This window comes from Phenylobacterium sp., from assembly GCF_004297125.1.
Taxonomy (GTDB): domain Bacteria; phylum Pseudomonadota; class Alphaproteobacteria; order Caulobacterales; family Caulobacteraceae; genus Phenylobacterium.
In genome coordinates, this window is the sequence record NZ_SCVD01000019.1 from 492,421 (window position 1) to 515,386 (window position 22,966).

The following is a 22,966-nucleotide window of genomic DNA, read 5'->3' on the forward strand; positions in this document are numbered from 1 at the left end:
AAGCGCGCAGAAGTTGCGGCCGGCAGACAATCGCCGCCCGGCGTCAGGCCGCGCGAAAGCGCAGCGGCATCGCCTTGGGCCCGGAGATGAAGTTCGACGGCAGCCATTCCACCGGGGCCGCCAGCTCGAAGTCCCGCATCCGGGTCAGCACCTCGCGCAGCATGGCGTCGATCTCGATCCTGGCGATGTGCTGGCCCAGGCAGCCGTGCGGACCCGTGCCGAAGGCGATGTGCGGGTTCTCCCGCCGGCCGAGGTCCAGCACGTCCGGCCGGTCGAACACCGTCGGATCGCGGTTGGCGGCGCCGAAGTACATGACCACCTTGTCGCCCGCCTTGATCGCCTGGCCGGCCAGTTCGGCGTCGCGCCGGGCGGTGCGGCGCATGTAGATCACCGGGCTGGTCCAGCGCAGCAGCTCTTCGCGTGCCGTCGGCAGCCGGCCGTCCAGGTCCGCCATCAGCCAGGCGTACTGGTCGGGGTTCTCCATCAGGGCCAGCAGCCCGCCCGACAGCAGGTTGCGGGTCGTGTCGCCGCCAGCGTCCACCAGCAGCAGGAAGAACAGCAGGAACTCCATGTCCTCCAGCTTGCGGCCGTCCACCTCGCAGGCCAGAAGCTTGGACGCCAGGTCGTCCCCCGGCCGCGCCCGCTTCTCGGCGATCACCTTCGAGCCGTACTCGAACATCTTCATCACCGCCTGGCCGCCGGCGCCGGGCGGCAGCGTCTCGGGCGCGGTGTGGATGATCTCGGTCAGCTTGTAGAGCTCCCGCCCGTCCTCCAGCGGCAGGCCCATTAGCTCCGCGATCACGAACGACGGCATCTCCCCGGCCACCTCGTTCACGAAGTCGCACTCGCCCTTCCGGATCACTGCGTCGACGATCTGCTTCGCCAGCTCCTGGATGCGCTCGCCGCGCAGCCGCGCCGCGGGCTCGGTGAACTCCGAGCGGATGAGCTTGCGGAACCCGGTGTGCTCCGGCGGGTCCATCATCAGCATCATCTTGTAGGGCCCGAACGAGCCGGCCTCGGCCAGCGGGTCGGCGATCATGATGGTGGGCTCGGAGGAATAGGTCTGGAAATCGCGGTCGACGCTCCAGACGTCGGCGTGCCGGGTCACGGTCCAGAAGCCCCGCCTTCCCGAACCGGGGCCGTCCGGCTCGTCATGCCAGCGCACCGGGGCGTTCTCGCGCAGCCAGTCGTACTGCCCGTGTGGCTGTCCGCCCGCGAAGCTGGCCGGCGACAGCAGGTCGATCTTCATGGGCCCGCGTCCTCCCTGTTTTCCAGAGAGGACGCGCCTTTCCCGCAGGTCAGGCAAGCCGGATCAGAAGGCGATGTTCCAGCTGTCGGACCCGGAGTAGGAGCTCTCCTTGGCGTAGCAGATGAGGCCCGGCCGCTCGGCGTGGGCGCCCGGCTTGTCCAACTCCCACTTCAGTTGTTTGCAGGGCCAACCGTTGACCGGCTCTTCGCTCATCACGGTGATCAGGCCCTTCGACTGCGCCCCCTTCCAGCTGAGGGTCTCGCCCAGGGCCATCCCGCCCAGCTTCTTCTCCCAGGCCTTGTAGGACCCATCCAGGCGGACCATCTGCTGCGCCCAGGCGTCATAGCTGTAGCCGCCTTCGCAATCGCTGCAGCGGACCTTGCTGAACTCCACGAAGGCCTTCTTCCCGGCCTCGAGCTCGGGGGAGAAGTCGAGGTCGGAGGGGTATCTCACCGTCCGGGCGCCGGCGTTGGTCGGCCAGGGCGCCGGGCCGGAAGTGGCAGCCGCCTGGTCGGTCTGGGCGTCTTGCGTGGGCTGGGCGGCCTCCTCCTGCGCCTCGCCGCCAGCCGCTGCGGCCGGCGTCGGCGGGGTGGCGGCGTTCTGGATTGCGGCGGCGGCGGCCTGACGGGCCAGGTTCTTCAGGAACCCGCTCTGGGCCGCCGCGGGCCCCGCCAGCGCCAGGCAAAGGCCGGCGGCCAGCAGGATGGTGCGCGGGGAAACTGACGTCGACATGCAAACTCCAATGAGGCGGGCGGACCGGGCGCTGAAGCCAGGCCGCGGCGGGCGGCCGTGTCTCACGCGCTCCGCGCGGCCGCGCCAGCCTGTTGCGTCGAATGCGGGCGTGGCGTCGACGGGCGGGGCCGAGACCTTCGCCGAACGTAGGTTCCCTGACCCTCGCTCGCTGTCCTAAGGTGCGCGGGGTTGGGGAGCTTGCGCATGAACGGCATCGTCTGGATCGTCATCGCGGTGGCGGTCGTCGGCCTCTACGTCTGGTACGCCGCCATCGTGAAGCGGAAGAACCGCGTGGCCGAGGCGCTGTCCGGGATCGACGTCCAGCTCTCCCAGCGCCACGAGCTGATCCCGAACATCCTGGCCATCGCCAAGCGTTACCTGGCGCATGAGCAGACGCTGCTGGCCGACATCGCCCGCCTGCGCACCACGGGCCAGGAGCGGCTGGGCAGCGCGGATCCCAAGGCCATCGCCGAGAAATTCACCGCCGAGAACCAGCTCACCGCCGGCCTCGGCCGCCTGTTCGCCGTCGCCGAGGGCTATCCCGAGCTCAAGAGCGACGCCCTGATGGTCAGGGCCCAGGCGACCTACCAGGAAGTGGAGACCAACGTCGCCGCCGCCCGGCGCTTCTACAACGCCTCGGTCACGGCGCTGCGGAACGCCTGCCAGATCTTCCCCGGCCAGCTGGTCGCCGCCCTGGCCGGCGTGGGCCACCTCCCGCCCTTCTTCGAGGCGCCCGCCGAGCACCGCGGCCCGGTGAACGCCGCCGATCACCTGTGAGCGAACGCCCCGCCCGCCCGGGCGCGGCGACCGCGCTGTTCGGGGCCCTGGCCCTGGGCGCGGTGGTTGCGGTCGCCATCGCCTGGTCGTCGATCCACAAGACTCCCGGCCTGGAGGGTTGGCTGACCGGCATCTTCGCCGGCCTGTTCCTGGGCCTGATGGTGGCCGGGGCGGGGGCCTGGGCGGTGATGCTGTTGGCGCCGCGCCCCGCCCGTCGGGCCGCCGAGCAGGAGCCCGCGACCTACCAGCCCGACGATGAGCTCGGCCGGGTGCTGGCCGAGCTGGAGGTGGCCCGGCTCGACACGCAGCGCCGCATCAACGCCGGGGCGGTCTGGCGCATCCCACTCTGTATCCTGGGCGCCGTGCTGCTCTGGCTCGCGACCCAGTTCGGCGACGATCCCGCCGATGTCGGCGACCTCCTGATGTTCATGGGCGCGGGCGCTTTCGGCGGCTACTTCTGGGCCGCCTCGGCGCTCAGCCAGGCCTACCGCAGGCTCTACAAGGAGCGCGTGCTGCCGCGGCTGGCCGCCGGCTTCGGCGCGCTGGCCTGGCGGCCGGCCCAGCCGCCGCTGGAGGAGTTCCGGCGCCACCGCCTGTTCCCCGACTGGGACGCCTGCGAGGCCGAGGACGAGATCTTCGGCGACTACCGCGGCATGCCGCTGTCCATCATCGAGCTGAAGCTGACCAAGGGCTCCGGCAAGAACGAGCGCACGGTCTTCCATGGCCTCGCCGCCGCGGTCTCCCTGCCGCGCGGCCTGCGTGGCACGACGGTGGTCGTCCCCGACCGGGGCATGTTCGGCAACCTCGCCGAACGCCTTCGTGGCGGTCCTTGCCAGCCGGTGCGCCTGGAGGATCCGGCCTTCGAGAAGGCCTACGAGGTCTATGGCTCCGACCAGGTCTCGGCCCGCGCCCTGCTGACGCCCGCCTTCATGGAGCGGTTCCTGGCCTTCGCGGGCGCGGGCCATTTCGGCGCGCCCGCCGCCCTGGTCCAGGACAACCGCCTGCTGATGGCGTTGGGGAACATGGGCGGCAGCGACCTTTTCGAGCCGCCCAGCTACCGCAAGCCCGCCGCTGGCCGTGAGGCCCTGACCCGACTCCACGAGGACATCGCCTCGGTGCTCAAGGCCGCCGACGCCGTCATCGACCTGGACCAGGCCGCTCGCCTCCAGCCTCGCGCCTAGCCTGCGTCACGCTGTCATCGACCTACCCAAAATGGGGTTATGGCCCTCGGCTTTACTGAAAATTTTGATCTGCGGGCCATTGCAGAGGGGCATTCCCAAATTTGGGAATCCTGAGAAGAGCCCGCGCCCTCGGACATGAGCTTCGTCGATCCCAGCCTCGCGAACCTCGGATCGCGTATCGACCTGCGCAAGGCGACGATCCTGCTGGTCGAGCCCAACAACCAGGCGATGGACGTTCTGGCGTCGATCTTCCTGGGCTTCGGCGCCACCCACTGCCTCAAGGCCACGTCGTTCGAGGAGGCCCAGCAGGCCGTCCACGGCGCGCCGGTCGACCTCATCGCCTGCGAGGCCACGCTCCAGCCGGACCAGCCGGACGGCTATGAGTTCGTGAGCTGGCTCCGCCGCTCCGGCCTGGAGCCCAACGCCTTCGCACCGGTCCTGCTGCTGTCGTCGCACACGAGCAGCCGCAACGTCTCGCGGGCCCGGGACTGCGGCGCCCACTTCATGGTCACCAAGCCGCTGGCGCCCGCCGTGCTCCTGCAGCGCATCGTGTGGATCGCCCAGCACAACCGCACCTTCGTGAGCTGCGACGTCTATACCGGCCCCGATCGCCGCTTCCAGAACCTGGGCCCGCCCGACGGGGTCGGCCGCCGCCACAACGACCTCCCGGCGGAGGTCGGCGCGGTCGCGGGCGCCAACATGGACCAGGACGAGATCGACAGCCTCCTCACGCCGAAAAAGGTCGTCCGATGAGTTCGGTCAGCTACATCCGCCGCCCGAACCGGCTGGGCAAGCTCATCTCCACGCCCGGCGGCCGCAAGCTGGGCGAGGCCGTCGCCACGGCCGAGGCGAACATCGAGTCCCTGCGCCCGGGCCTGCTGGCCGAGGTGGACCAGGCGCTGGAGGGCCTGCGCGAGGCCGCCGGCCGCAACGACGTCGCCTCGCACGCCGAGGTCTACAAGCGCGCCACCGCGGTCGTCAGCTTCGCCGGCCTCTGTGGCCTCACCCGCGTCGGGGAGGTGGCCTACAATCTCTGCGAATTGTCGGACCGCTACATCGACGCCGGCGTCTGGAACGAGGCCGCGATCGCCGCCCACATCCAGACCATGAGCGTGCTGCGCATGGCCAACCTGCCCGACGACTCGCCGGAGGCCGAGGCGGTGCTGGACGGCCTGAAGACCCTGGTCCGGCGCGCGGAGGAACGGGCCGCCGCCGCCGAGTCCTCCTGAAACGACAACGGCCCCGATCCGAAGACCGGGGCCGCTGCAGCGCATCGGAAAAATACGCAATCCGAACGCGCCGAAGGGCCTATGTAGGCGCTCGCTTCAAACAACAAGCGTGGCCGTTCGCTAGAGGCCCTTGCTCGGGTTGATCAGGTACTTCTCGCCGGTGGTCTTCCGGTTGTAGGCGGCGATGACCTCGGGCTGCAGCGCCTCGGCCAGCGAGATCTCCGCGGTGTAGTGGCTGGCGAAGGTGGTCTTCAGTTCGTCAGCGACCCGCTGGCGCAGCCGCGCCACGCCCTCCGCGCCCAGCTTGGCCAGGAACGGCGTCAGCAGCCAGCCGCCGACGCTCCACGACAGGCCGAAGTTGCGCGCCAGTTCGGTCGGCCGGGTGTCCAGCGAGCCGTAGATGTAGACTTGCTTGAATACGCTGGAGCCGTAGCGGCTGTAGGCGCCGCCCCGCGAGTTGGCCGCCGCCTCCATGGCCGACAGGATCTGGCTGGCCAGCTTGCCGCCGCCGATGGCGTCGAAGGCGATGGTGGCGTTCGTCTCGATCAGCGCCGCGGTCAGCTCGTCCTGGAAGCTGGCGGAACTGGAGTCGACGATGTGCTTCGCGCCGATGTCCGCGAGGATCTTAGCCTGCTCGGCGCTGCGCACGATGTTCACCAGCTGGATGCCGTCCTTGATGCAGATCCTGTTCAGCATCTGCCCCAGGTTCGACGCGGCCGCCGTGTGGACCAGGGCGGTGTGACCTTCGGCCCGCATGGTCTCGGTCATGCCCAGCGCGGTCAGCGGATTGACGAAGCACGAGGCCCCGTCCGCCGCGCTCGCGCCCGCCGGCAGCGGCAGGACGTCGCCCGCCTTCACGGTGCGGTACTGGGCGTACATGGCGCCGCCCAAGAGGGCGACCGTCTTGCCCACCAGGGCCTGGGCCGCCGGATCCGGGCCGGCCGCGATCACCACGCCCGCCCCCTCGTTGCCCACCGGCATGGACTCGTCGAGGCGCGCCTTCATCGCCTTCAGGAACGGGTCCGGCACCTTGGCCGTCGTCACGCCGCCCGCCGTCTTCAGCGTCGAGATGTCCGCCGGGCCCAGCAGCAGGCCCAGGTCGGAGGGGTTCAGGGGCGAGCCCTCGATCCGCACCAGCACCTCGTCGCCGGTCGGCGGCGCCACGGCCACCTCGGCCAGGCTGAGTTCCAGCTCGCCGCTGCTCTTGATGATCGACCGCAGCTGCAGCCCCTTGTCCGGTACACCGGCCATCGTCGCCTCCCTTGGCTTTACGTTGTCAGGAGACGGACATGGCGGTTCGCGCCGCCGCAGCCAAGGCCCCAAATCGAACCAAGACTTAAAAGCAAGAAAGGCGGCCCTTGGGAGGGCCGCCTCTGCCGCTTCACTTGATCCGCACAGGACCGAGGTCCTGGAAGCGCCGCGGGGGCCCCACGCCCCGGCGACTGGTTTCCCGGCCGCCGTTGGTCAGGGTCTTCCTCCACTCTCACGCGGCCTACAAGTCCCCTGGGCGTCCGCGCCGCATTTCGCCGTTCGCCTGTGGCGGCGACGCCACGCCCCGAAATGGCCCTAATCCGGACCAGCCACGGCCACAGGGCGCGCCTTTATAGGAACAGTCGGCTGGCCCGCTTCCCGGTCCGGATCCTGAACAGCCCCCCCAGCCCCCCTGATCGGGCGCCTGGTCAGCCGACGACCCTCCCCACAACCCCGGCGCTAACGGATGGCGGTCAGTTCGACCTCGCCGTCGCCCACCCTGGCCACGTCGCCGACGTGCTTGCCCAGGAGCGCCCGGGCCAGCGGCGAGACGTACGAGACGCTGCCCTTGGCCGGATCGGCCTCGTCCTCGCCGACGATGCGGAACGTCTGGCGACGCCCGTCCTGGCGCTCGATCTCCACGGTGCGGCCGAACTGCACCGTGTCGGCCTCGGCCTCCGGCTCGGTGAGCTGGGCGCTGCCTCGCCGCGCCGACCAGTAGCGCAGGTCCCGCGTCGCCCGCGCCATGGCCGTCCGGTCCGCGGCCACCCCGCCCTCGGCCTGGGCGGCGGAGTAGGCGGCCCGCGCCGCGGCGAGCTCGGCCTCGATCGCCGCCATCCCGCTGGCCGTCACCAGGTTGGCGTGCGGCGAGATCGGCCGATCCGGCAGGTCCGCCGCCTGGGCCTCGTAGTCTTCTTCCCGGGTGAACGCGACCGCCATGCCCTTAAGCCTAGGCCCTGCGGCGACCGCAGGCCAGTCTTGCGGGGCCGGGGGAAGGTCCTGCTGACCGGCGCCGAAGCGGAACGGTTAAGGGACATAAAACTTCGGCGCTGGCCGATGCGTTCGGAACGCGCCGGGAACCTCCGGTGAACCTGAGCCGCGCCCGGTCGGGGCGTCCTGGCCGGACGCCTTGATCAAAGGGCCGGATTCCCGGCTATGATCGCCGCCAGCGGAGGACTCACATGGCCGGCCTGAAGGACAAGCGCGGCTTCATCGACAAGGACCGCCTGGACCTCTCCGAGCGCAAGGCCGTCGAATATTGGATGAAGCGCTGGGGCGTGACCCAGGACCAGATCACGGCCGCCCACCGCAAGGTCGGCCGCCTGACCAAGGACATCGCCGCCGAGCTGGGCAAGAAGCGCTGACAGGCGCCGGGCGACGTCGTACCACCCTTCACCGCCCGCGATTCAACCCGGACCCCCGCATGCGCGCCCTGATCCTGACGCTCGCCGCCCTCTCGCTGACCGCCTGCGCCACGGCCGCGCCGCCGCCCGCCGCCGGGCCGGTGACCTACGCCGGCACGCCGCAGGAGCAGTGGGAACAGGGGCAGAAGGCCTACGAGGCCTGGTCCGCCGCCCGGCCCGGCTGGGTCGTCACCGCCTCGGGCCTGCAGGCCCGCCGGGTGAAGGCGGCGAAGGCCTCGGCCCCGCGGCCGGTCCCCAGCGACACGGTCACCATCCATTACACCGGCCGCTTCATCGACGGCCGCGTGTTCGACTCGTCGAGGGAGCGCGGCGAGCCCGCCACCTTCCCCTTGCCGCGCCTGATCAGGGGCTGGCAGGAGGGCGTGCCCATGATGCGGGTCGGCGAGACCTGGGAGTTCGTGATCCCTTCGACCATCGCCTACGGCGAGCGCTACCGCGACCCGATCCCCTCCAACAGCACCCTGCTGTTCGAGATCGAGCTGATCGGCATCGGCGGGGAGTAGGGGCCTCGGCGGGCGGGCTGGGCGATGCCGTCGCCGGCCTTCCCCATCTCGCCGCGGCCTCCCATGCGGCTCCTGCGCGCGGCATTCAGAGATATGGAAGCGAAGTAATGGAGGCCCTGTGCCTTAGTTTAGTCGCAATGAGATAAAGTCATAGTGTCGCACGTCATGGTTTGTTGACGTCTGAAACGCAACCATAACCCTCCCGAAGGGCTAAGCCTTCAGATTGAGGGCGAAACAATGGAACGGGTTTTACTGGTCGAAGACGACCGCATCACCAACGTGGCCCTTCACGACTACCTGCAGGAGGTCGGCTTCGAGGTTGAGTCCGCGTACAGCGGCGCCGACGCCCTCGCGTCGATCGAACGTCAACCGCCTCGGAGCCTGGTCATAGATCTCGACCTGGGGCCCGGCCCTGACGGCTTCGAGGTCGCGCGCCTTGCGCGCGTGATGCGCCCAGACGTTTGGGTGGTGCTCATCTCGCCCGAGGCGGAGAGGCGGCGTCGGTCGGGCGAGGTGGCGGCGTCGGAGCTTGTCGCCAAGCCTTTTCGCTTCGAGCGGATCGAAGAAGCGTTGCGCGGAGCGCTTGACCGCCCCGTCGCATAGGATGGCCGGCTGGAGGTTCGCTCCGCTGGTGATGGGGGTGGTCGCGTTCGTCCTCGCGGCCTGCATCGCGCTGAGCGCGCAGGGTCGGCCAAGCCTTTCGCCGCCCTCGGCGCCCTCGGCGCCCGGAAAGGCGGAAGGGCGCAGCCCGATGACTGCGCCCTGGCCCTACGGTTCTCTTACCCGCGGCGCCTACTGCGGCGGGGTGACGGTGGATTCCGGCGTCGGAGCTTCGGTGGCCGGCGGCTCCTGCGGCAGGGTCGGCGGCGTGGCCGGAACCGCGGCGGGCGCCTCGCTGCTCGGCGGCAAGGTCACGAGCGGCGGGTTGACCTGCGTCGGCGCGGTCGGCGCCACGCCCGGGCTCACGCTCGAGTAGGGTTGCGGGCCGTCGGGCAGCACCGCGGTGGTGCCGGCGTTCACCCCGGCCTCGCCCGCGCTGGGCGAGACGGCGGCCGGACGGGCGCGGGCCATGGCGCGCTTCGGGGCGGGGGTCGAAGCGCGCGGCGTCTCGGCCGGCGGCGTCGCTGCCGTGGCGGGCGGCGTCGCGACGGGCGGGGGCAGGGCTTCGTTCGCCGCCATCTGGGCCGGCGGGTCGGTCGGCGTCAGCGGCGCGGCGGCCACCTCGCTGGTGGTCGAGCCTGGGGTCAGCTCGGGCACGCCCGAGGTGTCGCGGCTCATGTACCAGCCGGCGGCGCCAAGGGCGCCCAGGGCGACGACGGCCGCGGCGATGGCGGCCGGCGCGGCGCTGCTCGACTTCGCCGAGCGGGTGTTGCGCGTCCCGGCGATCGGCGCCGCCAGGCCGGCGTCGTCCTTTGCGGCGAGGGTCGGGCGGGTGGTCGCGCCGGGATCCATCGCCGCGTACTCGCTGCGCGGGTAGGGGGTGGCGGCGGCCGGCGCACCCACCGGACGATCGAGGGCCATCGGCTCTTCGTCGTCGCGCTCCGCGGCGAAGCTGCGGGGTTCCGGGGCCACCGTGGCGGCCGGGGCGGCGGGAACGGCCTTGCGCCCGCCGAAGCCCTTGCGCTTGCGGTTGCGTTCCCAGATCGGCTGGGCGGCGAACATTTCGCCTTCCTGCTCGGTGATCGGCTTGTCGGACTCGCGTCCTGTGAAGTCCATCGACATTTTGTGTCCCTCCAAGGATCTGTCGGAGGGAACAAACGGCGTTATTGCTTATGAGTTCCGCTCTAAGCTCTACTATTTTCCCTTTGTGGGTGCGGCAAAGCTTATAAATACATGCTGCGGCTATCGAATTCTGAACCAAATACCGCCGCAAGGTCGCCACAATCTGCCGCGGACCCAAAATCGGCCGGTGTTGGAGCTTCTCCTATGCGGCGGCGCTTGACCGCCACGACCGGCTCTCGCCAAGGTCGCAATCGCGACGGGAGGTGCGGATGCGGCTCAATGCCAGGATCAAACGCGACTGGCGGTTCTGGAAAGGGCTGAGCAGGACCCTGAAGCGGGTCAAGACCATCGCCCGGGATTCCGACAACCTGATCTGCGACGACCTCCAGGCCGCCGTCGATCAGTGGCGGGGCAACCCCGCCATGACGTTCGAGGGGCGCACGGTCACCTATGGCGAGCTCGACGCCATGGCCAACCGCTATGCGCACTGGGCGAAGGGCCTGAACCTGCGGCGCGGGCAGACCGTGGCGCTCTTCATGCCCAACCGGATGGAGTACTTCGCCGTCTGGTACGGCCTGTCGAAGGTCGGCGTGGTCACCGCGCTCATCAACAACCAGCTCTCGGGCCCGACGCTCGCCCATTGCCTGAACATCGCCGGCGCCAGCCACGTCATCGTCGACCGCGAGACCTCGCCCGTCTTCGAACAGGCCAAGGGCCTGCTTGAGCGGCCGATGCAGCAGTGGATCCTGGGCCCGGCGCATGGCGACCAGCGCGATCTGGTCCAGGCGCTGAAAAGCTGCAGCCAGCTGCCGCCCGACCGCTCGGTCCGTGAGGACATGACCGCCGGCGACACGGCGCTGCTGATCTACACTTCGGGCACGACCGGCATGCCGAAGGCGGCCCGCATCACCCACATGCGGGCCCAGCTCTACATGCGCGGCTTCGCGGGTTCGACGGGGGCGACGGCCAAGGACCGCGTCTACGTCACCTTGCCGCTCTACCACGCCACCGGCGGTCTCTGCGCCCTGGGCGCGGCGTTCCTGAACGGCGGCTCGGTGGTGCTGCGGCGCAAGTTCTCGGCCAGCCACTTCTGGCCCGAGATCGTCGAGCAGGGCTGCACCATGTTCGTCTACATCGGCGAACTCTGCCGCTACCTGGTCAACCACGACCCCGACGACGACGAGACCCGGCACAAGATCCGCATGGCCTTCGGAAACGGCCTGCGCCCCGACATCTGGCCCACCCTGAAGCAGCGCTTCCGCATCCCGGAGATCCTGGAGTTCTACGGCTCCACCGAGGGCAATGTGTCGATGTTCAACTTCGACGGCCGGGAAGGCGCGATCGGCCGGATCCCCAAGTGGCTGCGCAAGCGGTTCAACGCCCGCCTGGTGCAGTACGACGTCGAGCGCGAGGAGGTGGTCCGCGGCACGGACGGCCTCTGCATAGAGTGCGGTCCCGGCCAGGTCGGCCAGTGCGTGGGAATGATCAGCGGCGGCGACGCCCGGTCCGAGTATTCGGGCTACCTGGACAAGGCGGCCTCCGAGAAGAAGGTCCTGCAAAACGTCTTCGCCCGCGGCGACGCCTGGTTCGCCACCGGCGACCTGATGAAGCAGGACGCCGACGGCTACTTCTATTTCGTCGACCGCATCGGCGACACCTTCCGCTGGAAGGGCGAGAACGTGTCGACGAACGAGGTGGCCGAGCGCCTGCAGGCGTTCCCCGGCGTCGAGCAGGCCAACATCTATGGCGTGCAGGTGGACGGCGCCGACGGCCGGGCCGGCATGGCCGCCCTGGTGGTCGACGGCGCGTTCGACGCCAAGGCCTTCGGCGACCACGTCGCCCGCGAGCTGCCGGCCTACGCCCAGCCGCTGTTCGTGCGGATCCTGCCGGCGCTGGACACCACCGGCACCTTCAAGATCCGCAAAATGGACCTGGTGGCGGACGGCTACGACCCCGCCAAGATCAAGGGCCCGCTGTTCTTCCACGACCCCAGGAAGGGCTATGTGAAGCTCACCAAGTCGGTCTTCGACCGCCTGACCGCAGGGGCGATCAAGATCTAGGGTAGGCCGCCGGACCGAAGCCCGGCGCCCTCCGATCAGAAGCTGTACTTGGCGAACACGCCCAGGGTCCGGTGCGCGTCGCGCGTGGTGTAGTGGGTCAGCGTCAGCGAGCTGTACTGCTGGAAGGCGGTCGAGAAGTACTTGTCGAGCAGGTTGCGGCCGTACACCCCGAACTCGAAGTCGCTGCCTACGGGCGACAGGCTCAGGCGGCCGTTGACGATGCCGTAGCCGGGGACCGCCACGTTCGCGGGCTCGCCGATGGTCGGGAAGACCTTGCTCCGGTAGGCGTAGTCGAGGCTGGCGCGCAGGCGCAGGTCCTCGCCGATTTCGCCGTCGTACTTGGCGCTCAGCGCGGCCTGCCATTTCGGGGCGTAGGACAGCGCCGTGCCCGCGTAGTTGGTGGTGGCGTTGTACTGGAAGTCGGTGAACACGGCGTCGGCGTAGGTCACCCCGCCGGCCAGGGTCAGGCCGTCCAGCGCCCGCCAGGCGAAAGTCGCCTCGACGCCCTCGCTCTTCAGCCCGCCGGCGTTTCCTGTCGCGATGACCGCCACGGGATTGCCCGGCACGAAGGTCAGGAGCGACGTCTGGAAGTCGGTGAACTTCGAGTGGAAGACGTTGAGGTTCAGCCGCACCCGGCGCTCGAACAACTCGGCCTTCACCCCCGCTTCGACGCTCTTCACCGTCTCCTCGCCGTAGGGCGAATAGTTGTTGCCCACGAACGCCACCGCGCCGGGTTTGTAGCCGGTGGCGTAAGTCGCATAGAGCATCGCCTCGTCGGTCAGTTTGTACTGGCCCGAGATCCGGTACGAGAAGTTGTCGCCCTTCACCCGGCCGGAGGGCTGCAGCGGCGGCCTGGCGGTGGCGGTGAAGGTGGCGGCCACCCCCGTGATCGGCACGGGGTCCAGCCGGAAGAAGGTCTGGGACTGGCTGTTGCTGTCATGGGTGTAGCGGGCGCCCAGCGACAGGCTGAACTGCGGCGTGAGGTTGAGCTTGAGCTGGCCGAAAGCGGCCGCGGTGACGGCCTCGGTCTTGAACCGGGTGGCGTTGCTGTTGTCGCCGATCGCGCCGGTCGTCGTCGTGAAGCTCGTCAGGCGCACGCCGGTCGGCGACACCAGCGGCGCGCCGAACGTCACCCACTGGATCTGTGAGGCGTCCAGTTCGAGGCGGTTGTAGAAGACGCCACCCAGGTATTCGAGGAAGCCGCCGGTCGGCGAGGCCCAGCGCAGTTCCTGACTGAACTTCTTGGTGTCGACCGCGCCGCGATTGTACGGCGTGAAGGCGAACTGTTCGGCCGGGGCGAAGTCGGCGGGGCCGTTCCCGTCGTACTCGGTCTCGCGATAGGCGGTGATCGAGGTCAGCGTGTCGCGGCCGATCTGGATCTCCGCGCGCAGCGAGTGGCCCCAGGTGGAGGTCTCGGTGTTTCCGATCTTGGAGTCGGCGTTGTCGTCGTTCTTCGGGCCCGGGGTCACCCCGTTCGCGATCTGGATCGCCGTGAACGCCGCCGAGCCGCCGCCCACCGTGGTGCGGTTCAGGTTGTCGTAGTGGTGGCTGTACTCGCCCGCGTAGATCAGCTCGACGCCGTCGGCGGGCTGGAAGAGCAGCCGGGCGCGGACGCCGTATTCCCGGAACAGGTTGAGCGACTGGTTGAGCACCGTGTAGCGGCCATAGCCTTCCTGGCCCTGGCTGAAGCCCGTCACCCGTAGCGCCAGCCGGTCGGAGATGGGCGCATTGACCGTCAGGTTCGCGCTGCGGTCCTCGCGCTCGCCGTAGCTCACGTCGCCCTTGGCGGAGAAGGCGCCCAGCAACGGCTTCGCCGTGGTGATTGCGATCACGCCCGAGGTCGAGTTCCGGCCGAACAGCGTGCCCTGCGGGCCCATCAGCACGTCGACCTGGCGGATGTCGGTCAGGCCCAGCATGCCGTTGTCGCGCGGCGCGTCCATGACCACGTCGTCGACCACGACGTTGACCGACTTCGCGAAGGAGAAGTCGTACGAGGTGCTGCCCACGCCGCGGATCTGGAAGGCGGAGCCGTTGGTGGGATCGAACTGGACGCCGGGCGCCAGGTACTGCAGGTCGGTCACCGAGCGGAAGTTGGAGTCCTCGATCGCCTGGCCGCTGACCGATGTGACGGAGAGCGGCACATCCTGCAGCCGCTCGGCCCGGCGTTGCGCCGTCACGACCACCGCCTCCAGTTCGGCCCCGGCCTCCGCCCCAGCCTCTTCCGCGTACGCTTGTACGGACGAGAGGCTGCCGAGTGCGGCGCCGGCGAGCAGTGCGGTGCGGAAACGTCGAAGCGTGGACATCGGCCTGGATCCCTGGGGTTGCGAGCTTGGCGGGCTCGCTACCAGCCTTCGATGACGCTTACGCTACACTTGTACGAATTGAATTGTTCCTTCTGCATGGTCTTGCAAGTACGGATGTACGAACTTCTTCAGCGTCGGGCGAGCGCCCTCGCCTTCAGGCGCTCGGCGAGCCGGAAGGCGGGGTCGTCCGGACTCGGGTCGAGGATGGCGTCCAGCATCACCTGTCCCTGGCCGGTGAGCGACATCGCCTGGGCGGACAGGACGTCGAACGGCGCCTCATCGGGAAGCTGGCTGTTGAGATAGACCACGTAGTTCTCGCCGCGCCGCCGCCGCAGGTCGGCCGAGAAGGCCATCAGGCCAGGCATGCGGACGGCCGCCAGGGAGACGGCGAAGGTCGCGCGGGCCAGCTCCACCGACGTCAGTTCGAAGTCCGGCGGGGCCTCGCCCGGCGTGGGCGCGATGATGCCGCGGATCCGCGTGGCGATGTCGCTCAGTCCGGCCCGCAACAGGTCCTCCTGGCGCGGGAAGTGGTAGGCGAGGGTCGAGTTGGCGAGGCCGGCCCGCGCGGCGATCGCCCGGTGCGTCACGGCGTCGGCGCCTTCCGCGATGATCAGCGCCGAAATGTGGCCGGCGGCCTTCGCCTGCCATTCGGTCAGCGCCGGGGCCGGGCGGCCAGGGTCGTCCAGCATGTCGCCCAGCGCGGCGCGGAAAACGTGGAACTGCCAGAGTTCGGCCGCGCCGTCGGAGGGGATCAGGCCGCAGCATAGCCGGCGCAGGCTGAGCCGCCGCAGCCAGCGGTAGGCGGCCACGTCTCCAACCGCCAGCCCGTAGGCGGCCTCGATGGTGCTGAAGGCGTGGAGCCACTCGCCGAGCTCGGGATCGGCCAGCCCGGCGCTCGCCGCGCGCCAGAAGTCCTGGCGGCGCGCCGACCAGGCCGCGAGCGCCGACGCGATCTCCGGCCGCGCGACCACGCCTTGCAGCAGCTCGCAGTAGAACCGCGTGCGCAGCGCCTCGGGCCCGGCCATGTCGGTGAGGATGGCGTCGGCGAGCTCGGCCATCAGGGCGGCGTCGCTCACGTCGAGCGCCCGGATCCGCGCCAGCCAGCGGTCGAAGAACGCGCCGTCCTGCGCGGCCGCCGCCCCGATCAGGATGGCGAGCAGCTCGTCCTTCAGGCCGAACCGGTGCGTCAGCGTCGAAACCGTGGAGCCCAGCCGATCCGCCAGCGGACGCAGGCTGAGGCCCTTCAGACCGTCGGCCGCCACCAGCGTCATCGCCGCGTAGAGGGTGGCCTCGAGATCGGTGTCCAGGCGGGCGGTCACGGCGGGTCTGCGGCTCATCTGTGTTTCGCAATCGTTCGAAGGCGTCCGGACATTAGTCGCAGGAGCAAAAATATTCGTGACAAAGCAAGGGGTCGAATTCGCACAACTGTATCTTTTCGGTCATGGGAGCCTGCTAGTCGCCCCGGGATCAACCGGATTGCCGAGGACATCCCATGCTCAAGGCGCAGCTTGTCGCCTCCATCGCCGTCGCCCTGCTCATGGCCGCCGCGCCAGCGGGCGCCCAGTCGCCGCCCGAGCGGACCTCGACCCGCGCCCACGACACGCGCGCAATCGAATTTCCGGCCACCGCCGCCGGCGACCGGGTCCTGGCGGTCGACACCCATACCCACACCCTGTTCAGCGATGGCCTCGTCTGGCCGACCATCCGGCTGTGGGAGGCCGAGCAGGACCATCTGGCCGCCTATGCGCTCACCGACCACCTGGAGGCCCGGCCGCACAAGGGCGACGTACTGGGCGACGATCGCAACCGTCCGTACGCGATCGCCACCGCGGAGGCGGCTCGAATCAAATCGCGCGTGCAGCCGATCAACGGCGCCGAGATCACCCGCGAGCTGCCCTGGGGCCACTTCAACGTGCTGTTCGTGACGGACGTCAACGCCATCCCGGTCGGCGACCTCAAGTCCGATCCCCGGCCGGCGCTGAGGGCCGCGCGCGGGCAGGGCGCCGTGATCATCTGGAACCATCCGTGGGCCTACCCCGGCCTCGACCGCGGCGCGGGAGACCCCATGCCGGCCGGCCACCGCGCGCTCCTGGCCGATGGCCTGATGGACGCCGTGGAGATCGCCAACAGCGCCCAGTATTCGTCCGAGGCCTTCGACATGGCCCTGAAGCACGGCCTGGCGGTCGTCGGGGCCTCGGACGTCCACGGCCTGATCGACAGCGACCTGCAGATCCCGGAGGGGCAGCACCGCACCACCACCCTCGTCCTCGCGCCGGACACTTCGATCGCCGCGATCCGGGACGCCGTCCTCCGCAAGCGGACCGCCGCCCTGTTCCGCCAGGCGCTCTACGGCCGCGAGCGCGAGCTCTCCGAGATCGTCGGCGGCGCGCTGCGCATCGCGGGCCGACGGCGGGTCGAGAGCTTCCTGACCCGCGACGTCGTCGAGCTGGAGGTGCGCAACGACGCCTCCATCCCCTTCCACCTGCGTTTCGATCCGGCCGCCATTCCGCTGACGGCGTCGCGGCTCGCGGTCGTCCCCGCCCGCGGTAAGCTGGTGATCCAGGTCGCGAACGTGAGCGACCTGGACGCCTTCACCGTAAAGGCGGAAGTCCTGAACGCCTTCGTCGAGCCCGGTCGCAACCTGGCCCTCACGCTACGCTGAGGCGCTCGACGCGGCCCCCCGGCCGAACGCCATGCCCCTCCGCTGCTGCAGCTCGGTCGCGTCCACGGTGTCCAGCGCCCGCTGGAACGAGGCCCGCAGCCGCCGCCCGCTCTCGCCATGGTCCGGCTGGACCGCCGCCGCCTGCCGCCCCCTGCCGGAGCGCCCGGACTCGCCTATATTGACGCCATGCTCGAAGGTCCCCCGTCACTTACAATTGAGGCTCCGCCCCTGAAAGGCGCCGCGCTCATCAAGGACGAGGTCAAGCGCCTGCCCGACCGCCCCGGGGTCTACCGGATGATGGGCGAGGACGGCGAGGTTCTCTACGTCGGCAAGGCGCGCTCGCTGAAGAAGCGGGTGATCCAGTACGCCCAGGGCCGCTTCCACACCCAGCGCATCGCCCACATGGTGGATCAGACGCGCTCGATGGAGTTCGTCACCACCCGCACCGAGACCGACGCCCTGCTGCTCGAGATCAACCTGATCAAGCAGCTGAAGCCGCGCTTCAACGTCCTGCTGCGCGACGACAAGAGCTTCCCCGAGATCGTCATCCGCCGCGAGCATCCGGCCGCCCAGCTGCGCAAGCACCGCGGCGCCCACACTATCAAGGGCGACTACTTCGGCCCCTTCGCCAGCGCCCATTCGGTGACCAAGACGCTGAACACCCTGCAGAAGGCGTTCCTGCTGCGCTCCTGTTCCGACAGCGTATACGAGAGCCGCACGCGGCCGTGCATGCTGCACCAGATCAAGCGCTGCGCGGCGCCCTGCACCGGCCTCATCGCACTCGACGACTACGCCAGGCTGGTGGAGCAGGCCGAGGACTTCCTGCGCGGCAAGTCCCGCGCGGTCATGGCCCGCATGTCGGAGCAGATGCAGGCCGCCTCCGACGACATGGAGTTCGAACTGGCCGCCCGCCTGCGCGACCGCATCCGCGCCCTGGCCTCGGTGGCCCAGGAGACCTCGGTCAATCCGGAGACCCTCGAGGAGGCCGACGTCTTCGCGCTCCACTCGGAGGGCGGCCAGGCCTGCGTGCAGGTGTTCTTCTTCCGCGCCGGCCAGAACTGGGGCAACCGCGCCTACTTCCCCCGCGTCGACCGCACCGACGAGGACCCGGAGGTCATGGCCGCGTTCCTGGGCCAGTTCTACGACGACAAGCCGATCCCCAAGCTGGTGCTGGTCAACATCCTGCCGGCCGAACAGGAGCTGCTGCAGGAGGCCTTCGCCCAGAAGTCCGGCCGCAAGGTCGAGATCTCCCGGCCCCAGCGCGGCGAGAAGCGCCAGTTGGTCGAGCACGCCTTCACCAATTCCCGCGAGGCCCTGGGCCGGAAGATGGCCGAGAGCTCGGCCCAGACCAAGCTGCTGGCCGGCGTCTGCGAGGCCTTCGGCCTGGAGGGCAATCCCGAGCGGATCGAGGTCTACGACAACAGCCACATCATGGGCACGAACGCCGTCGGCGGCATGATCGTGGCCGGGCCCGAGGGCTTCCAGAAGAGCCAGTACCGCAAGTTCAACATCAAGGGCGCCGACCTCACGCCGGGCGACGACTTCGGGATGATGAAGGAGGTGCTGCGCCGCCGCTTCGGTCGCCTGGTGAAGGAGGAGGAGGCCGGCGAGGACACCGTCCGTCCCGACCTGGTCCTGATCGACGGCGGCGCGGGCCAGATCGCCGCGGTGATGGAGGTCATGGCCGACCTCGGCGTCGACGACATCCCGGTGGTGGGCGTCGCCAAGGGCCTGGACCGCGACGCCGGGATGGAGCGGTTCTTCGTCCCGGGCAAGGAGCCCTTCCGCCTCGATCACAGGTCCCCGGTCCTCTACTATCTCCAGCGCCTCCGCGACGAAGCCCACCGCTTCGCCATCGGCAGCCACCGCACCCGCCGCGCCATCGATATGAAGAGGAACCCCCTCGACGAGATCGACGGCGTCGGGCCGGGCCGGAAGCGGGCCCTGCTCCACGCGTTCGGCAGCGCGCGCGGGGTGAGCCGGGCGAGTGTGGAGGACCTGGCGAAGGTGGAAGGCGTGAGCCAGCCGCTGGCCGAGCGGATCTACGGGTACTTCCGGAAGGAGTAGGGCGACCCTAAGCCTGTCCGACCCGGCGGCGCGCGCCCTCGAACGCGGCCACGAAGTCCAGGAAGGCGCGGACGCGCGGCTGGTGGCGGAGGCGCTCGTGGGTGGCCAGCCAGGTCTCTACCTCCATGCCCGGCGTCTCCAGGCACAGCGAGAGGTCCCGCTCCCGGTCGGGGGTGAAGAACGCGGCCGGCAGCAGCACTAGCCCAAGGCCATGGCGCGCATTGGCCACCATGTTCGACACCGTCGAGGAGCGGTACTCGAACCGCGCCCTGGGGGCGAACGCGCGGACGATCGGCTCGACCAGGGCGTAGGGCCCTTCGCCGCAGACGAACACGTGGTCGTTCAGGTCCTCCATGCGCCGCGGCCGCCCGTGCGCCGCGAAATACGCCTCGGCGCCGAACACCCCGACGGCGGACACCGTCAGCCGCCGCGCCACCACGCCGGCCTCCGTCGGCCGCCCGCCGCCGCGGATGGCCACGTCCGCCTCCCCGCGCGACAGGTCCAGCATTTCGTCCGTCACGATGACCTCGACGCGCACGTGCGGGTACTGGGCGCTGAACTCCCGCAGGGCCGGGGCCAGGCCATAGTTGGCGATGATCTCGTTGGTGGTCACCCGCAGCGTGCCCGAGACGCGCCGCGCCTCGGCCCGCGCCGCGGACTGCAGGTCGCGGGCGGCCGCCTCCACCGCCTCGAATCGCGCCATCAGCGCCTGGCCCTGGTCGGTCAGGCGCAGGCCGGCTGCGCTGCGCTCGAACAGGCACGCGCCCAGCGCCTCTTCCAGCGCCGCGATGCGGCGGCCGATCGTCGGCTGGCTCACGTTCAGCGCCCGCGCCGCGGCCAGGGCGCTGCCGCTGCGCACCGCGGCCAGCACGAAGCGCACATCGTTCCAGTCGAACTCGGTCATGCTCAACATTTCTGTAGAGCCCAGGCTCAAGCTTGTCGATTGAGCGCTAACGTTCGCGCAACTATTGGACGCCGCGACGAAGGACCTGCGACGTGAAACTCTACTGCGACCCCATCTCGACCACCTCGCGGCCGGTCATGCTGTTCCTGGCCGAGCACGACCTGCCGGCAGAGCTCGTGCGGGTGGAGATCCTGGCCGGCGAGACCCGCAGCGAGGCCTTCGCCGCGCTCAACCCCAACTGCGCCGTGCCGGTGCTGGACCACGACGGCTTCGTCCTGACCGAGGGCTCGGCCATCCTCAAATATCTGGCCGACCTCGCCGGCTCGAAGACCTACCCGGCCGAGCTGCGCGCCCGCGCCCGGGTCAACGCCGCCATGGACTGGTTCAACACCGGCCTCTCCAAGGACCTGAACGGCGACTACGTCTATCCGCGCCTGCTGCCCGAGGCCGCCCTGCCGCCCGCCATGCAGGCCGAGGTCTCCCGCCGCGGGCTGGAGCGGGCGCAGCACTGGCTCTCGGTCCTCGACCGCTACATGCTGGGCGACGGCCCCTACGTCTGCGGCGCCGAGCTCTCCATCGCCGACTACCTGGGCGCGGTCTACGTCGGCCTGTCGCAGGCCGTCGCCTTCGACCTGACGCCCTGGCCCAAGGTGGCCGGGTGGATGGACCGGATGCGCGCCCGGCCCGCCTGGGACGAGGTCCACGCCGCCTTCTACGGCTTCGCCGCTTCCCGCCGGGAGCTCCGCGAGGCCGGCTGAGCCGCCCCATCCTTCACCGCGCCTGCCCCCCGCCGGTCTTTCGGGCCCGCGCGGCGAGGCTCTGCGCCCGCTTTCCAACCCAACCCAGAGGTATCTTCTCCATGTCCGGAACCCTTCGAACTCTCGTCGCCACGGCCGCGCTCGCCGCGGGCCTGGCCGCCGGCGCCGCCCGGGCCACCGTGCTCACCTTCGACGTCGACAACAGCAAGCCGAACGTCAGCGTCAGCATGCCCCAGAGCTACGGCGACCGCGTCACCGCCGCCGTCCAGGGCGGCGCGAGCTACGGCCTCGGCGCCGAAGGCTTCACCGGCAATGTGGTGGTCGACTACGCCGGCAGCCCCCAGACCTCGCTGATCCGCTGGCCCACCGCCTACGGCGACCTCACCAACGTGCTGGAGAACGAGACCGACGGAGCCACCTACATCGACCTGACCTTCACCGCCGACGCGGGGTTCCAGGTGGTCCTCTTCGGCTTCGACCTGGCCGGCTGGCCGTCGAAGGACTACGCCCTGCCCGGTGGCGTCCGGGTGACCAGCGGCGCCGATACGCTGTTCTCGCAATCCAACGTGCTGGTCCAGGGCGATACAGTCGGCCCGCGGCACACCGCCTTCGACTTCGGCGCGGGCCTTGCGGGCCAGTCGCTCACCCTGCGCATCGACCTCACCGGCCTGGCGGGCAACAGCGACAACATCGGCCTCGACAACGTCCGCTTCGGCCAAGTGGGCGGTCCGGCCGCCGTGCCGGAGCCGGCCACCTGGGCCCTGATGATCCTCGGCATGGCCGGCGCCGGCGCGGCCCTCCGCGAGCGGCGGCGGCGCGACGTGGCGGCGGCCTGACGGCGCGGGGCGGGGCCGGGGCGTGCTGAGGCGCATGACCGCGACGCCGACCATGCGAGTCGTGCTACCGAACGGTGGTCGCTGTCGCCGATCCATCCAAGAGGGGCCCTGAATGAAACTCCGCATGCTCGCCGCGCTCGGCGTGGGCGTGGCCGCGCTGGCCGCGCCGGTCGCGGCCCCGGCCCACTTCATCCTGCAGCAGCCCAAGTCCTGGCTGGTCGAGAGCCCGCTCGGCGATCCGCAGAAGGCCGGCCCCTGCGGCGGCACGACCGCCGATCCGGGCACGCCCACCGGCGACGTCACCGCCCTGACCGGCGGCGAGCTGCTGCACATCAAGGTCAAGGAGACGGTCTATCACCCGGGCTTCTACCGGGTGGCGCTGGCGGTCCTGGACCGTTCGGAGCTGCCGGCCGACCCCGAGGACACCACCCGCATGGGCTCGCGCGGCCCGATCTCGGTGTCCGGCAAGGTCGATCCGAACCCGAAGCCCCCCGTCCTGCTGGACGGCCTGTGGGAACACCATGAGCGCAAGCCGGCCCAGGAATGGGAGACCGACGTCAGGATCCCGAACATCAACTGCGAGCACTGCACGATCCAGGTGATCCAGTTCATGGAGGAGCACGGGATCAACACCGACGGCCGGTTCAGCTACCACCACTGCGCCGACCTGAAGATCACCGCCAATCCGAAGCTCCCGATCGACATGGCGTGGCCCGGCCAGGCCAAGGGCAAGCCGAAGTCCAAGCCCAAGAGCTAGGACCGATCGACCTCCGGCGGATTGGGGGCGGCGGATAAGGGCCGCGCTTCGCCATCGGATTCAACGCGCGCCGCAGGCGCTGCCTAATCATCCACGACCACACGAACCACACGAACAGGCCCAACCTGGATGGGGCGCGGCGGCCCTTCCTCCTTGTTCGTGTGGTTCGTGGACGATTCCGATCGGCGCTGATGCGCGCGATGGCGGCGAAAGGCCGGCGCAAGGCGGCAGCAACTCCCCCGAGCGTCAAAATCGGACGCACCCCCTGAACACCAACCTTGCCTTCCGGCGCGCCTCATGTTCTTCTTTTGTTCATGTCCATCCCGCCCGACATGGCCGAACGGCATGCGCGCGTCCTGGCTCGGCTGACCGAGCTGGGGCTGGCGCTGGCTGAGCGGACGTTCGAGGAGGCGGAGGCGGCCGAGACGCCGGAGCAGCGGGTCGCGCTGGTGAAGGCGTTCCACACCATCTCGCGCTCGGTGCGCCAGACCGTGGCGCTGGAGGCCAGGCTGGCGCGCCAGCAGGCGCTGGACGCCCGCGAGGCCGAGCGG

The 22,966-nt window shown here is 70.0% G+C and carries 22 protein-coding genes; 14 read left to right on the forward strand and 8 right to left on the reverse strand.

All coding sequences use genetic code 11. The features are described 5' to 3' along the window. Nucleotides 1–43: 43 nt before the first annotated feature. A complete protein-coding gene (locus EPO51_RS10725) occupies nucleotides 44–1,249 on the reverse strand; it encodes a cytochrome P450 (protein WP_293349898.1) in 1,206 nt (401 codons plus the stop codon). A 63-nt stretch (nucleotides 1,250–1,312) separates the two neighbouring features. Continuing rightward, on the reverse strand, nucleotides 1,313–1,981 hold the full coding sequence (locus EPO51_RS10730) for a hypothetical protein (protein WP_293349901.1): 669 nt from the start codon (nucleotides 1,979–1,981) through the stop codon (nucleotides 1,313–1,315). 204 nt (nucleotides 1,982–2,185) lie between these two features. Between EPO51_RS10730 and EPO51_RS10735 the strand changes: the two genes are divergently transcribed. From EPO51_RS10735 to EPO51_RS10750, 4 genes are all read left to right on the forward strand, one after another. After that, a complete protein-coding gene (locus EPO51_RS10735; RefSeq protein WP_293349904.1) occupies nucleotides 2,186–2,758 on the forward strand; it encodes a LemA family protein in 573 nt (190 codons plus the stop codon). After that, on the forward strand, nucleotides 2,755–3,939 hold the full coding sequence (locus EPO51_RS10740; protein WP_293349907.1) for a DUF3137 domain-containing protein: 1,185 nt from the start codon (nucleotides 2,755–2,757) through the stop codon (nucleotides 3,937–3,939). Before EPO51_RS10735 ends, EPO51_RS10740 begins: the two co-directional genes overlap by 4 nt. 135 nt (nucleotides 3,940–4,074) lie before the next feature. After that, a complete protein-coding gene (locus tag EPO51_RS10745; protein ID WP_293349910.1) occupies nucleotides 4,075–4,692 on the forward strand; it encodes a response regulator in 618 nt (205 codons plus the stop codon). After that, nucleotides 4,689–5,168 (forward strand): hypothetical protein, encoded by a 480-nt coding sequence (locus EPO51_RS10750; protein WP_293349913.1) that lies wholly within the window; start codon nucleotides 4,689–4,691, stop codon nucleotides 5,166–5,168. Before EPO51_RS10745 ends, EPO51_RS10750 begins: the two co-directional genes overlap by 4 nt. Nucleotides 5,169–5,288: 120 nt before the next feature. Here the strand turns inward: EPO51_RS10750 and EPO51_RS10755 are convergent, their stop codons facing one another. Then, entirely contained in the window at nucleotides 5,289–6,419 is a 1,131-nt protein-coding gene (locus EPO51_RS10755; RefSeq protein ID WP_293349916.1) for a zinc-binding dehydrogenase, read from the reverse strand. Between the two features lie 459 nt (nucleotides 6,420–6,878). Then, nucleotides 6,879–7,358, reverse strand: a complete 480-nt coding sequence (gene greA, locus EPO51_RS10760; protein ID WP_293349919.1) for a transcription elongation factor GreA — start codon at nucleotides 7,356–7,358, stop codon at nucleotides 6,879–6,881. 242 nt (nucleotides 7,359–7,600) lie between these two features. Between greA and EPO51_RS10765 the strand changes: the two genes are divergently transcribed. The 3 genes from EPO51_RS10765 to EPO51_RS10775 all read left to right on the forward strand — a co-directional run bounded on the left by EPO51_RS10765 (nucleotide 7,601) and on the right by EPO51_RS10775 (nucleotide 8,949). Then, nucleotides 7,601–7,783, forward strand: coding sequence for a DUF3606 domain-containing protein (locus tag EPO51_RS10765; RefSeq protein ID WP_293349921.1), 183 nt, complete (start codon nucleotides 7,601–7,603; stop codon nucleotides 7,781–7,783). Between the two features lie 59 nt (nucleotides 7,784–7,842). Further along, nucleotides 7,843–8,346 carry an FKBP-type peptidyl-prolyl cis-trans isomerase gene (locus EPO51_RS10770; RefSeq protein ID WP_293349923.1) on the forward strand — a complete coding sequence of 168 codons (504 nt, stop codon included), beginning with the start codon at nucleotides 7,843–7,845 and terminating at the stop codon, nucleotides 8,344–8,346. Nucleotides 8,347–8,583: 237 nt separating this feature from the next. Further along, nucleotides 8,584–8,949: a response regulator gene (locus tag EPO51_RS10775; RefSeq protein ID WP_293349925.1), complete on the forward strand. Its 366-nt coding sequence runs from the start codon at nucleotides 8,584–8,586 to the stop codon at nucleotides 8,947–8,949. 189 nt (nucleotides 8,950–9,138) lie between these two features. On the opposite strand, the gene EPO51_RS10780 is transcribed toward EPO51_RS10775, so the two are convergent. After that, the gene (locus EPO51_RS10780) at nucleotides 9,139–10,068 is read right to left on the reverse strand and encodes a hypothetical protein (RefSeq protein ID WP_293349928.1); all 930 of its coding nucleotides are present in this window, start codon (nucleotides 10,066–10,068) and stop codon (nucleotides 9,139–9,141) included. 269 nt (nucleotides 10,069–10,337) lie between these two features. On the opposite strand from EPO51_RS10780, the gene EPO51_RS10785 reads away from it, so the two are divergent. Beyond that, on the forward strand, nucleotides 10,338–12,128 hold the full coding sequence (locus EPO51_RS10785) for a long-chain-acyl-CoA synthetase (RefSeq protein ID WP_293349931.1): 1,791 nt from the start codon (nucleotides 10,338–10,340) through the stop codon (nucleotides 12,126–12,128). Nucleotides 12,129–12,163: 35 nt separating this feature from the next. Here EPO51_RS10785 and EPO51_RS10790 read toward each other — a convergent pair whose 3' ends face one another. Both EPO51_RS10790 and EPO51_RS10795 read right to left on the reverse strand, forming a co-directional pair. After that, a complete protein-coding gene (locus EPO51_RS10790; RefSeq protein WP_293349934.1) occupies nucleotides 12,164–14,431 on the reverse strand; it encodes a TonB-dependent receptor in 2,268 nt (755 codons plus the stop codon). 128 nt (nucleotides 14,432–14,559) lie between these two features. After that, nucleotides 14,560–15,768, reverse strand: a complete 1,209-nt coding sequence (locus tag EPO51_RS10795; RefSeq protein ID WP_293349937.1) for a TetR family transcriptional regulator — start codon at nucleotides 15,766–15,768, stop codon at nucleotides 14,560–14,562. A gap of 155 nt (nucleotides 15,769–15,923) precedes the next feature. On the opposite strand from EPO51_RS10795, the gene EPO51_RS10800 reads away from it, so the two are divergent. Both EPO51_RS10800 and uvrC read left to right on the forward strand, forming a co-directional pair. Continuing rightward, nucleotides 15,924–17,093 carry an Sb-PDE family phosphodiesterase gene (locus EPO51_RS10800; RefSeq protein ID WP_293349940.1) on the forward strand — a complete coding sequence of 390 codons (1,170 nt, stop codon included), beginning with the start codon at nucleotides 15,924–15,926 and terminating at the stop codon, nucleotides 17,091–17,093. 186 nt (nucleotides 17,094–17,279) lie between these two features. Then, nucleotides 17,280–19,160: an excinuclease ABC subunit UvrC gene (gene uvrC, locus EPO51_RS10805; RefSeq protein WP_293349943.1), complete on the forward strand. Its 1,881-nt coding sequence runs from the start codon at nucleotides 17,280–17,282 to the stop codon at nucleotides 19,158–19,160. Between the two features lie 7 nt (nucleotides 19,161–19,167). Here the strand turns inward: uvrC and EPO51_RS10810 are convergent, their stop codons facing one another. Beyond that, nucleotides 19,168–20,064, reverse strand: a complete 897-nt coding sequence (locus tag EPO51_RS10810) for a LysR family transcriptional regulator (protein ID WP_293349946.1) — start codon at nucleotides 20,062–20,064, stop codon at nucleotides 19,168–19,170. A gap of 92 nt (nucleotides 20,065–20,156) precedes the next feature. On the opposite strand from EPO51_RS10810, the gene EPO51_RS10815 reads away from it, so the two are divergent. The 4 genes from EPO51_RS10815 to EPO51_RS10830 form a co-directional block, all read left to right on the forward strand. Further along, complete coding sequence (locus EPO51_RS10815; RefSeq protein ID WP_293349949.1) at nucleotides 20,157–20,822, forward strand: glutathione S-transferase family protein; 666 nt, start codon at nucleotides 20,157–20,159, stop codon at nucleotides 20,820–20,822. Nucleotides 20,823–20,923: 101 nt separating this feature from the next. Further along, entirely contained in the window at nucleotides 20,924–21,658 is a 735-nt protein-coding gene (locus EPO51_RS10820; protein ID WP_293349952.1) for a PEPxxWA-CTERM sorting domain-containing protein, read from the forward strand. 112 nt (nucleotides 21,659–21,770) lie between these two features. Then, nucleotides 21,771–22,415, forward strand: a complete 645-nt coding sequence (locus tag EPO51_RS10825) for an SCE4755 family polysaccharide monooxygenase-like protein (protein WP_293349955.1) — start codon at nucleotides 21,771–21,773, stop codon at nucleotides 22,413–22,415. A 314-nt stretch (nucleotides 22,416–22,729) separates the two neighbouring features. Beyond that, nucleotides 22,730–22,966, forward strand: a 237-nt coding sequence (locus tag EPO51_RS10830; protein WP_293345491.1) for a hypothetical protein, incomplete at its 3' end; no start/stop codon positions are given.

Bases quoted from the DNA above. Each gene is read 5' to 3' on its own strand.
- EPO51_RS10725 (WP_293349898.1), bottom strand. From the start codon at position 1,249: ATGAAGATCGACCTGCTGTCGCCGGCCAGCTTCGCGGGCGGACAGCCA.
- EPO51_RS10730 (WP_293349901.1), bottom strand. From the start codon at position 1,981: ATGTCGACGTCAGTTTCCCCGCGCACCATCCTGCTGGCCGCCGGCCTT.
- EPO51_RS10735 (WP_293349904.1), top strand. From the start codon at position 2,186: ATGAACGGCATCGTCTGGATCGTCATCGCGGTGGCGGTCGTCGGCCTC.
- EPO51_RS10745 (WP_293349910.1), top strand. From the start codon at position 4,075: ATGAGCTTCGTCGATCCCAGCCTCGCGAACCTCGGATCGCGTATCGAC.
- EPO51_RS10750 (WP_293349913.1), top strand. From the start codon at position 4,689: ATGAGTTCGGTCAGCTACATCCGCCGCCCGAACCGGCTGGGCAAGCTC.
- EPO51_RS10755 (WP_293349916.1), bottom strand. From the start codon at position 6,419: ATGGCCGGTGTACCGGACAAGGGGCTGCAGCTGCGGTCGATCATCAAG.
- greA (WP_293349919.1), bottom strand. From the start codon at position 7,358: ATGGCGGTCGCGTTCACCCGGGAAGAAGACTACGAGGCCCAGGCGGCG.
- EPO51_RS10765 (WP_293349921.1), top strand. From the start codon at position 7,601: ATGGCCGGCCTGAAGGACAAGCGCGGCTTCATCGACAAGGACCGCCTG.
- EPO51_RS10770 (WP_293349923.1), top strand. From the start codon at position 7,843: ATGCGCGCCCTGATCCTGACGCTCGCCGCCCTCTCGCTGACCGCCTGC.
- EPO51_RS10775 (WP_293349925.1), top strand. From the start codon at position 8,584: ATGGAACGGGTTTTACTGGTCGAAGACGACCGCATCACCAACGTGGCC.
- EPO51_RS10780 (WP_293349928.1), bottom strand. From the start codon at position 10,068: ATGTCGATGGACTTCACAGGACGCGAGTCCGACAAGCCGATCACCGAG.
- EPO51_RS10785 (WP_293349931.1), top strand. From the start codon at position 10,338: ATGCGGCTCAATGCCAGGATCAAACGCGACTGGCGGTTCTGGAAAGGG.
- EPO51_RS10790 (WP_293349934.1), bottom strand. From the start codon at position 14,431: ATGTCCACGCTTCGACGTTTCCGCACCGCACTGCTCGCCGGCGCCGCA.
- EPO51_RS10795 (WP_293349937.1), bottom strand. From the start codon at position 15,768: ATGAGCCGCAGACCCGCCGTGACCGCCCGCCTGGACACCGATCTCGAG.
- EPO51_RS10800 (WP_293349940.1), top strand. From the start codon at position 15,924: ATGCTCAAGGCGCAGCTTGTCGCCTCCATCGCCGTCGCCCTGCTCATG.
- uvrC (WP_293349943.1), top strand. From the start codon at position 17,280: ATGCTCGAAGGTCCCCCGTCACTTACAATTGAGGCTCCGCCCCTGAAA.
- EPO51_RS10810 (WP_293349946.1), bottom strand. From the start codon at position 20,064: ATGACCGAGTTCGACTGGAACGATGTGCGCTTCGTGCTGGCCGCGGTG.
- EPO51_RS10820 (WP_293349952.1), top strand. From the start codon at position 20,924: ATGTCCGGAACCCTTCGAACTCTCGTCGCCACGGCCGCGCTCGCCGCG.
- EPO51_RS10825 (WP_293349955.1), top strand. From the start codon at position 21,771: ATGAAACTCCGCATGCTCGCCGCGCTCGGCGTGGGCGTGGCCGCGCTG.